Origin of the sequence: Phyllobacterium sp., from assembly GCF_037994405.1 — a bacterium.
GTDB lineage: Bacteria > Pseudomonadota > Alphaproteobacteria > Rhizobiales > Rhizobiaceae > Phyllobacterium.
The window spans coordinates 1-7921 of record NZ_JBBNAN010000469.1 but is presented as its reverse complement, the minus strand read 5'-3'; the positions used below and the strand labels follow the sequence as shown (position 1 = coordinate 7921).

Genomic DNA, 7921 nt, shown 5'->3' with positions numbered 1-7921 from the left:
CATTCATGCCGGATGGCAAGACGATCATCAGCACCAATGGCCTGTCCAACGACATTACCTTCATCGACACCGCCACCGACGAACCAATCAAGTCGGTTACTGTCGGTCAATTGCCCTGGGGCGTGGCGATATCATCGAACTGAGGCAAGACTGACGGACAAGGGAGGAAATATATGACGAATCAGAAATCATTACTGCTGGCTACATTTCTCAGTGTTGTAGTTGTTCAATCTTTCGCGTTTGCGCAGGCAGATGACGATGATGATCCGGCTGCGCCAAAGCCAAAGGCCGAGACCCAGACGAAGGCACCTGCAATCAGCCGCGCCAGCAAGAATGTGCCCGAACTTATCCTCGGTTCGAAGACAGATGATTTCGCGGTGAACCAGAAGGATTTCGAGCTGGTTGCCGGGCAGGGCTACCGGTGGAAAATCACCTCCGCCGCCGGTTTCGAATATAAATTTGTTACGGATCTCTTTCGCAATGTATGGATGAACCAGATCGTCATCAACGAGCTCGAAGTGCACATGAATGGTGCCCCGGCATGGCTTGAGTTCGACGCACCCGGCACCATCAATGTGCAGTTTACGGCAGTACGGCCCGGCGAATACACTTGGTCCGTTCCCGACCTTGCGGACAAGGGGATGAAAGGTAAGATCACTATCAAATAGCAGTCAGTCAGTCTAAGACTGAGGGTGGAGTTCAATGGGTACAAATGCCGGATTGAAGAATGTTCAAGGTAAATCATTGCCGGAGACCAATGTTCCGGCGCTTGAGCTCGCCTCCGTAAGCTACGCCTATGGCAAGCGGCAGGCGCTGGACAACATATCGTTTTCCATCGCGCCAGGCCGGTTTGCTGTGCTTCTCGGGCTGAACGGCGCCGGTAAGACGACGCTTTTTTCGCTGATCAGCCATCTCTTCGCGACGCGAAACGGGCATATCCATGTCTTTGGCCACGATATAAATCGCAGGCCTGGTGATGCGCTGCGGCGGCTGGGGATCGTTTTCCAGGCGCGTACACTCGATCTTGACCTGTCGGTGCATCAGAACCTGTCTTACCACGCATCGCTGCACGGCATCGGAGCGCGCGAAGCGAACCAGCGTATTCATGAGCTGCTGCAATCAATCGACATGAGCGATCGCCTACATGAAAAGGCCCGCAGTCTGTCGGGCGGGCAGATCAGGCGTGTCGAGATTATCCGCGCCTTGCTGCATCAGCCCTCGTTGCTGCTGCTCGACGAGGCGACAGTGGGGCTCGACATCAAGTCACGCGCCACAATCCTCGCCGACATTCGCAAGCTGGTGCAGGACAACGGGATAAGTGTGCTGTGGGCGACGCATCTGATTGACGAGGTCAGCCATGCCGATCAGGTCATCGTGCTCGACCGAGGCAAACTGGTGGCCAACGGCGCGGTGAATGAGGTGGTCAAGGCAGTGGGTGCCGCGACGATCAACGAGGCGTTCTCACGTCTCACGGGCATTGTCACCTTGAATCCGGGGCACAGGCCATGAGCGACATTACCAACCCTGGCCAGATTGCACGTTCAGCAGGGCGCAAGCGTTTCGGCGTGATGCAGTATCTCGTCTGCCTCAAGGGCATTCTCATTCGCGAAGGCCTGCGATATCTCAATCAGCGCGAGCGGTTTATTTCGTCGCTGGTCCGGCCGCTGCTGTGGCTCTTCATCTTCGCGGCAGGTTTCCGCCAGGTACTCGGCGTTTCGATCATTCCGCCCTATCAGACCTATGTTCTCTATGAGGTGTACATCACGCCCGGCCTGTGCGGGATGATCCTCTTGTTCAGCGGCATGCAATCATCTCTCTCCATGGTCTATGACCGCGAGATGGGCAATATGCGCACGCTGCTGGTCAGCCCTTTTCCGCGCTGGTTCCTGTTGGTATCGAAGCTTCTCGCCGGTGTCGCCGTATCGATCATCCAGGTCTACGCGTTCCTGTTCATCGCCTGGTTCTGGGGGGTAAAGGCACCGCCGTCGGGCTATTTCCTCACCCTGCCTGCGCTTTTCCTTTCCGGAATGATGCTGGGCGCTTTGGGTATGCTGCTGTCTTCAGTGGTCAAGCAGCTCGAAAACTTCGCCGGCATCATGAACTTCGTGATCTTCCCGATGTATTTCGCATCGTCGGCACTCTACCCATTATGGCGCGTGCAGGAAGCCAGCCCGCTCCTTTACAAGATATGCCTGCTCAATCCCTTTACCTACGCAGTCGAACTGGTCCGGTTTGCCTTCTACGGACAGATCGAATGGACATCGCTTGGCGTGGTTTGCGGCTTCACATTGGTTTTGATCGCCAGCGCTATCATTGCTTACGACCCGTCAAGGGGCCTTGTCGTCAAGAAGCAAGAGGGAGGAAACAATTGAACCTGCGTATTGCTTTTGGTGCTTCGACAAGTCTCCTTCTTTATGCGGCCCTGCTTGGTCTATCTTCGGCAGCGGCAGTCAATGATCCCGATTGGCCGTGCGTCCAGCGCAAGGTGCCCGAACTTTCGATCGGCCAGGTATGGAATGGACCTCCCATGCCGGATTCTGCCAAAGACTGGGAAGCTGATCCGAAGATTGGGGACCTGATCGAAGAATTGGCGGCACGACGCAATCCACTCGACTTGGCGCAGAAGCAGATCATCGAATTTGCGGCCAGCCTGCCGAAAGACCAGGTGAACGATAAGCTTTTCAAACTGTTCCAGGGTCTGTTCGATAAGCTGAATGGCGAGCGCGGCCAGATTATTTCCGGAATCGGCCGTTACGCGAGTAGACAACGGGAGATGGCCGAGGATCTGCGCAAGGAGGCCTCTGCGGCCGATGCGATGCGAGCCAAGCCTGATGACAATCCCGAAGATCTGGACAGGCTGAACGAACGGCTGACATGGGAGACCCGTATTTTCCAGGAACGGGTGCAGTCGCTATCCTATGTCTGTGAAGTCCCGACAATCATCGAGCAGCGATTGTACGGCCTGGCAAAAACGATTAGCCAGTCGATGCTCAAGCAGTAGGCTCGGCCACTCGCCCGATGCGCCTGTAGGTAAAGGCGTCTGGCGTCGCATCAGATGCTTTTGTATCTATGGCTTCCTCGATCAGCGCACCCATCCGCGCATGTAACGGAGACTTGATGCAGGCGGGATCGGTCGCCGCGGCATCGCCTGCGATCGCCATAGCCTGGCAGCGGCATCCACCCCAATCGATTTCCTTGCGCTCGCAGCTCCGGCAGGGCTCCTGCATCCAGTCCGTGCCGCGGAAGGCATTGAACGCAGACGACTCATGCCAGATCCTGCTCAAACTCCAGTCACCAAAGCGCTCGAAATGCAGGGATTTGATTGTACCGGCGGCATGACACGGAAGGACCGTGCCATCCGGCGCCACCATGAACGCATCGCGTGCCCAGCCACCCATGCAGGGTTTCGGATAAATGGCGAAATAATCGGGGGTCACGAAATCGATCGTCATGATGCCGCTCAACCGTTCCTGCGCTTCCTCGACAATTCGCACCTGGCGCTCGACCGCTTCGCGCTCCGGCATCAATGCCTTGCGATTGAGCAGCGCCCAGCCCGCATATTGCACATTGGCGATTTCCAACCGTTCTGCACCGAGGGACAGCGCAAGCTCGATGAAACCCGGCACTTCCTCCATATTGTGCCGATGGATCGGCGCGTTGATCGTCAGCGGCAGGCCAGCTTCCCGGACACGTCTAGCTGTCTCGAGTTTTTTCTCATGGGCACCGCGGGAATTGCCGATCTTTTCTGTGGTCGCAGGATGAGCGCCCTGGAAACTCAACTGGATATGATCAAGCCCGGCCTTGGCCCAGGCTTCAATCCGCCCTTCCGCAATTCCAACGCCGGCTGTGATCAGATTGGTATAGACGCCGCGCCGGGCAAGCGCCGCAATGAGCTCCGCTAGATCGGTCCGCAGAGTCGGCTCGCCGCCGGAAAGATGGACTTGCAAGACGCCGAGATCTGCCGCCTGCTCGAACAGGGAAATCCAGCCTTGCGTGTCCATTTCCCGGTTGGCTTTCATAAGCTCAACCGGATTGGAACAATAGACGCATTGCAGCGGGCAGCGATGCGTCAATTCCGCCAGCATTCCGATCGGGGGTAGAACAGGTTCCGTCATAGCGTCACCAGAAACTTGTCGGACCATTCCTGGAGAAAGCCGGTCACATCCGGCGTGATCTCCGCTTCATCCGCTCCATATAGATCGCCGAGCAGGGCAATCATTTGCGCCACACTGTGCTGTCCGTCGCATAGCCGCAGAATGTCGAGACTGACCTCGTTCGGCCAAAACACCCGCTCTGGCGATAAAAGCGCCCACGCTCCCCGCACCTTATCATATTGCAGCCGAACATGCCGTTTCAAAACCGGCTTCGATTGCATCGACAGAAGGGATCGGATCGGGGTTATCTGCATCATACCGCCTCCGGATCGAAAGCGCCTGGCGGGATATTACCCTTTTCGCCATAGGCATGGGCAAGAGCATCGAGCATCGCCCAAAGCACGTCGCACTTGAAGACCAGCGCGTCGATCACAGCTTGTTGCTTTTCAGGATTGTCGGCGTGGTTCATCACATAGGCCAGCGCAAAATCGGAATCGCGCGATGCCTGTGTCGGGCGCTTGTCGAAATAGGCGAGGATGTCTTTGGTCACATAGTCGTACTTCGCCAGCATGGCCGGGACGCGCTCGCCGATAATAACCGGCGAGAACAATTCCGTTAGCGACGAAGCGACTGCTTCAAGTAGACTCCGATTGGTGCAGAAGGAGAGATAGGCGCCGACAGCGAACCGCGTGGCGGGTAGTGCAAGCTTTTCGCTCTTGACCATATCGGCATCAAGACCGAGGCCTGTTGCCAGCTTAAGCCACCGGGCGATGCCGCCATTCCAGCCATCGCTGCCGTCATGATCTTCAATCCGCTTGCGCCATTCCGCGCGAAATTCCGGATCCGTTGATTGCGCAATGATCATCGAATCCTTGCGCGGAATGACGGACTGGTAGCAATAGCGGTTAAGCGCCCAGGCCTGCATTTGCGCCTTTGTCAAAGCGCCGCTGGTCATCTGGTGATGAAACGGATGACGGTTGTGATAACGGGCAGCGCCTACTTCACGCAGGACTGCCTCAAGGCCAGCCGGTGACAAACCGTTACACGCAGCATTGCCAAAGTCGTTCAAAGCCGCACCTCCATACCGTCATGGGCAACTTCCCATCCCGCCTCGTTCACCGCCGCATGTTCGGGCGAGGTTTCGTCGAGAATGGGATTGGTGTTGTTGATGTGAACATAGATCCTGCGCTTGATGCCGGTATCTGCGAGGGAGACCATCGAACCTGCTTCGCCTGAAATTTGCAAATGTCCCATGCGCGCGCCAGTCTTGGCGCCAACGCCTGCCGTGATCATTTCGTCATCGGTGAAGACAGTTCCGTCGAAGAGAAGGCAATCCGCACCGGACAGTCGTTGCTTCAGGGAGTGATCGATGCGGGCGCAACCGGGAATATAGAAGGCCGCAAGATCGTCGACCCGCGAAGAAATGCGCAATCCAATCGTATCGCCCTCCTGCGTGCCAAAGCCGTCCTTTGTCTGGTCTTCGAGAAACAGGGCCACCTTGCCGGGAACGGCAAATGTTTCAACGACGATGCCTGTCCGCTCTCCGTTGACATCTATAATATCGGTCTGTTCGCCCAGCACGAGTTCACGCCGCTGGACGATCGAACTGTCGAGAACGTTGAAGATGGAATTGGCTTCGAGGACCTGAAGCACGCGGCGTGTCGCATAAATAACGAATGGCTCGCGCTCGCGCAGACTAAGCAGCCCGGCAATGTGATCGACATCGGCATTGGTAAGGATGACGGCTGTGATCGGCGTTCCGCGGAGCGGCCCATCCGCATCTGGCTGGAGCTCCGGCGTTGCCGCGATCTGCTGGCGGATATCCGGCGATGCATTGAACAAGACCCAGTCACTCCCGTTTGCACTGGCGGCAAGGCTGGACTGTGTCCGGGGACGAAGGTTTTTTTCCCCCTTCCACGCCCCACGACTCAATCGATAGTTGCAATTCCATTGTGGAAACCCGCCTCCTGCCGCGGAGCCGATGATGATCAATCGCATTGCGGGCAAATATCCCTATTGCCGGAAATGACCTTCCAGCCTGGTAATCAAGCCCAAGTCGCCCTACGCAATCGGGTCACGCAGGGCGAAGGTTGGGGTTTACTTCTTGGCCTTCAGTTCTGCGGGCAGGTAACGAGAAAGTTCCATACCTGCAGCAACCTGGCACATGGTTGGTTTTGTCCATGTTTTCTTCATACTTTGCTCCTTCTCATTCAAAGATCACAGACTGATCTTTCTCCGGCATCATACGCCATCATGGCGCAAGATTGAAATTAATAGGGTTCATTTCTCTGTGTGGGCTGCTTCGCCGCGACCCAGCCATCGGTGCCCAAAGGGTACCAGAGGACTGATCGGTATCCCCATTCGACAGCCCTTTTGGCCGCGTTCCAGGACATCCAGCAATTCTCCATACAATAGAAAAGCACCTTTCGATTCATGTCATCACCCAGTCGAGATTGCAGCCCCTTGCGAAAATAGGCTTCCGTCTCCTTGTTTATGACCCCGTAGCCCACATTGGCGAGCCATATGCTTCCGGGAATATCCTCCCGCACCTTCTCCTTCCAGATTGTTCCAGCCGGAAGGTTTGCCGGCTTCGGATCGTGCGGAAGGACATCCACAAACACCGCTGACTTGTCTTTCCAAAGGGCTACGGTTTCATCGGTTGTGACAACCTTCGCCCCCTTCAACGTCGCAGGAACCGGTGCGCGGTAGTTCTCGGTCCTGTATCCCACAGGTTCCAGAGCAGTGTCAGCTGCAGCGGTTACTGCTGCCGCAAAAACACCAACCAGAACGGTCATCGCTCCAAAACAGTTCCGCGACCATTTGCCTGACAACGGGCTATTGCATGATCGGCTTGTCATTTTCGTCGATCAGCGGAACATGGTAGTTGAGCAATATCTTGTTGATCTCCGCCTGGTTCTCCCTGATCACCTTGTTCAATGTGCGCTTCCATTCCTGATCGGATGGGCGAACGCCCATCGTGATCCGATAGGCCATATGACCGGACTTTTCCTTTGCCAGAGGCACAACGGTCAAGTTTGGATCAATCTCATTCGCATAATATCCGGCCATGGGACCCCAAAGGATCGCGACATCGATCACGCCACTCTTGAGCTCCTTGATCATGACATCCGCCATGGATGGTGCGAGACGCGTATCGACCATCAGCGGATAGGCGTGGACATTGCGCATATAGCCGGCCTTGGCGAGATTGGCGGCCGGTGGCGTGCCGGCGACGACACCAATTCTCTTGTCAGCCAGTTTGCTGTCCTCGATCGTTTCGACACCGTCGAGGCCGCTGTCCTTCTTGTAGATCATGACATAGGTCGAACGGTAATAGGCGTTGGTATTCTGAACCAGTTCATCGCCCTGAGCGTAGCCCATGATGATGTCGCAGCGATTGGATCGAAGTGTATTGCGCACGAACCCTGTAGCCATCGGATACCATGTGTAGGCCACCGATTTTCGGCCAGTCTTGGCGGCCACAAGCTCCGCCAGCTTGTTTTCAAAGCCCTTACCGCTTTGATCGGAAAATGGCATGTCAGAAGGATCCGCACAAACACGCAACACGTCCGGATCGACGAGTTCGCCGGCGGCTCCAAGGCCAGCACCTTGTGCGAAAGCCCCCGAGGGCATCGCGAAGACTGCCGCTATCAGAGAGGCGGCAATCCATTTCAAGGCGGGACGTGTCTGCTGATCCATTTTATCCACCCATGCAGGACGATTCCTGCTGCTTGGCGGCTTCCGGTTTGTTTTCATGTTTTGCCGGGCGACCTCGATCAAGATCGCCCACCGCGCGAGCACGCAGATATACATAGAGATCGTCCATG

12 protein-coding genes and 1 pseudogene are annotated in these 7921 nt (G+C 56.2%); 5 read left to right on the top strand and 8 right to left on the bottom strand.

From position 1 onward, the window contains the following. Positions 1 to 5: 5 nt before the first annotated feature. From AAAC48_RS25960 to AAAC48_RS25940, 5 genes are read left to right on the top strand one after another with little or no spacing between them, the layout of a single operon-like run. Entirely contained in the window at positions 6 to 143 is a 138-nt protein-coding gene (locus tag AAAC48_RS25960; RefSeq protein ID WP_340656962.1) for a hypothetical protein, read from the top strand. A 30-nt stretch (positions 144 to 173) separates the two neighbouring features. After that, complete coding sequence (locus AAAC48_RS25955; RefSeq protein ID WP_340656960.1) at positions 174 to 668, top strand: hypothetical protein; 495 nt, start codon at positions 174 to 176, stop codon at positions 666 to 668. 34 nt (positions 669 to 702) lie between these two features. Further along, the gene (locus tag AAAC48_RS25950) at positions 703 to 1509 is read left to right on the top strand and encodes an ABC transporter ATP-binding protein (RefSeq protein ID WP_340656959.1); all 807 of its coding nucleotides are present in this window, start codon (positions 703 to 705) and stop codon (positions 1507 to 1509) included. Positions 1510 to 1568: 59 nt separating this feature from the next. Beyond that, complete coding sequence (locus AAAC48_RS25945; protein ID WP_340656961.1) at positions 1569 to 2372, top strand: ABC transporter permease; 804 nt, start codon at positions 1569 to 1571, stop codon at positions 2370 to 2372. Then, the gene (locus AAAC48_RS25940; protein WP_340656958.1) at positions 2369 to 3001 is read left to right on the top strand and encodes a hypothetical protein; all 633 of its coding nucleotides are present in this window, start codon (positions 2369 to 2371) and stop codon (positions 2999 to 3001) included. Before AAAC48_RS25945 ends, AAAC48_RS25940 begins: the two co-directional genes overlap by 4 nt. On the opposite strand, the gene pqqE is transcribed toward AAAC48_RS25940, so the two are convergent. The 8 genes and pseudogenes from pqqE to AAAC48_RS25900 all read right to left on the bottom strand — a co-directional run. After that, positions 2991 to 4115, bottom strand: coding sequence for a pyrroloquinoline quinone biosynthesis protein PqqE (pqqE, locus tag AAAC48_RS25935; RefSeq protein ID WP_340656957.1), 1125 nt, complete (start codon positions 4113 to 4115; stop codon positions 2991 to 2993). The genes AAAC48_RS25940 and pqqE overlap by 11 nt on opposite strands. Then, positions 4112 to 4411: a pyrroloquinoline quinone biosynthesis peptide chaperone PqqD gene (gene pqqD, locus AAAC48_RS25930; RefSeq protein WP_340656956.1), complete on the bottom strand. Its 300-nt coding sequence runs from the start codon at positions 4409 to 4411 to the stop codon at positions 4112 to 4114. The genes pqqE and pqqD overlap by 4 nt, the downstream gene beginning before the upstream one ends. Further along, on the bottom strand, positions 4408 to 5163 hold the full coding sequence (gene pqqC / locus AAAC48_RS25925) for a pyrroloquinoline-quinone synthase PqqC (protein WP_340656955.1): 756 nt from the start codon (positions 5161 to 5163) through the stop codon (positions 4408 to 4410). Before pqqC ends, pqqD begins: the two co-directional genes overlap by 4 nt. After that, positions 5160 to 6092, bottom strand: coding sequence for a pyrroloquinoline quinone biosynthesis protein PqqB (gene pqqB, locus AAAC48_RS25920; protein ID WP_340656954.1), 933 nt, complete (start codon positions 6090 to 6092; stop codon positions 5160 to 5162). The genes pqqC and pqqB overlap by 4 nt, the downstream gene beginning before the upstream one ends. 99 nt (positions 6093 to 6191) lie before the next feature. After that, positions 6192 to 6287, bottom strand: a complete 96-nt coding sequence (locus AAAC48_RS25915; protein ID WP_100002498.1) for a pyrroloquinoline quinone precursor peptide PqqA — start codon at positions 6285 to 6287, stop codon at positions 6192 to 6194. 77 nt (positions 6288 to 6364) lie between these two features. Further along, the gene (locus tag AAAC48_RS25910) at positions 6365 to 6889 is read right to left on the bottom strand and encodes a PQQ-dependent catabolism-associated CXXCW motif protein (RefSeq protein WP_340656953.1); all 525 of its coding nucleotides are present in this window, start codon (positions 6887 to 6889) and stop codon (positions 6365 to 6367) included. Between the two features lie 40 nt (positions 6890 to 6929). Continuing rightward, complete coding sequence (locus AAAC48_RS25905) at positions 6930 to 7793, bottom strand: substrate-binding domain-containing protein (RefSeq protein ID WP_340656952.1); 864 nt, start codon at positions 7791 to 7793, stop codon at positions 6930 to 6932. Between the two features lies 1 nt (position 7794). Further along, positions 7795 to 7921, bottom strand: a pseudogene (locus tag AAAC48_RS25900) (c-type cytochrome, methanol metabolism-related); the annotation flags it as partial.

Bases quoted from the DNA above. Each gene is read 5' to 3' on its own strand.
- AAAC48_RS25960 (WP_340656962.1), top strand. From the start codon at position 6: ATGCCGGATGGCAAGACGATCATCAGCACCAATGGCCTGTCCAACGAC.
- AAAC48_RS25955 (WP_340656960.1), top strand. From the start codon at position 174: ATGACGAATCAGAAATCATTACTGCTGGCTACATTTCTCAGTGTTGTA.
- AAAC48_RS25950 (WP_340656959.1), top strand. From the start codon at position 703: ATGGGTACAAATGCCGGATTGAAGAATGTTCAAGGTAAATCATTGCCG.
- AAAC48_RS25945 (WP_340656961.1), top strand. From the start codon at position 1,569: ATGCAGTATCTCGTCTGCCTCAAGGGCATTCTCATTCGCGAAGGCCTG.
- pqqE (WP_340656957.1), bottom strand. From the start codon at position 4,115: ATGACGGAACCTGTTCTACCCCCGATCGGAATGCTGGCGGAATTGACG.
- pqqD (WP_340656956.1), bottom strand. From the start codon at position 4,411: ATGATGCAGATAACCCCGATCCGATCCCTTCTGTCGATGCAATCGAAG.
- pqqB (WP_340656954.1), bottom strand. From the start codon at position 6,092: ATGCGATTGATCATCATCGGCTCCGCGGCAGGAGGCGGGTTTCCACAA.
- AAAC48_RS25915 (WP_100002498.1), bottom strand. From the start codon at position 6,287: ATGAAGAAAACATGGACAAAACCAACCATGTGCCAGGTTGCTGCAGGT.
- AAAC48_RS25910 (WP_340656953.1), bottom strand. From the start codon at position 6,889: ATGACCGTTCTGGTTGGTGTTTTTGCGGCAGCAGTAACCGCTGCAGCT.
- AAAC48_RS25905 (WP_340656952.1), bottom strand. From the start codon at position 7,793: ATGGATCAGCAGACACGTCCCGCCTTGAAATGGATTGCCGCCTCTCTG.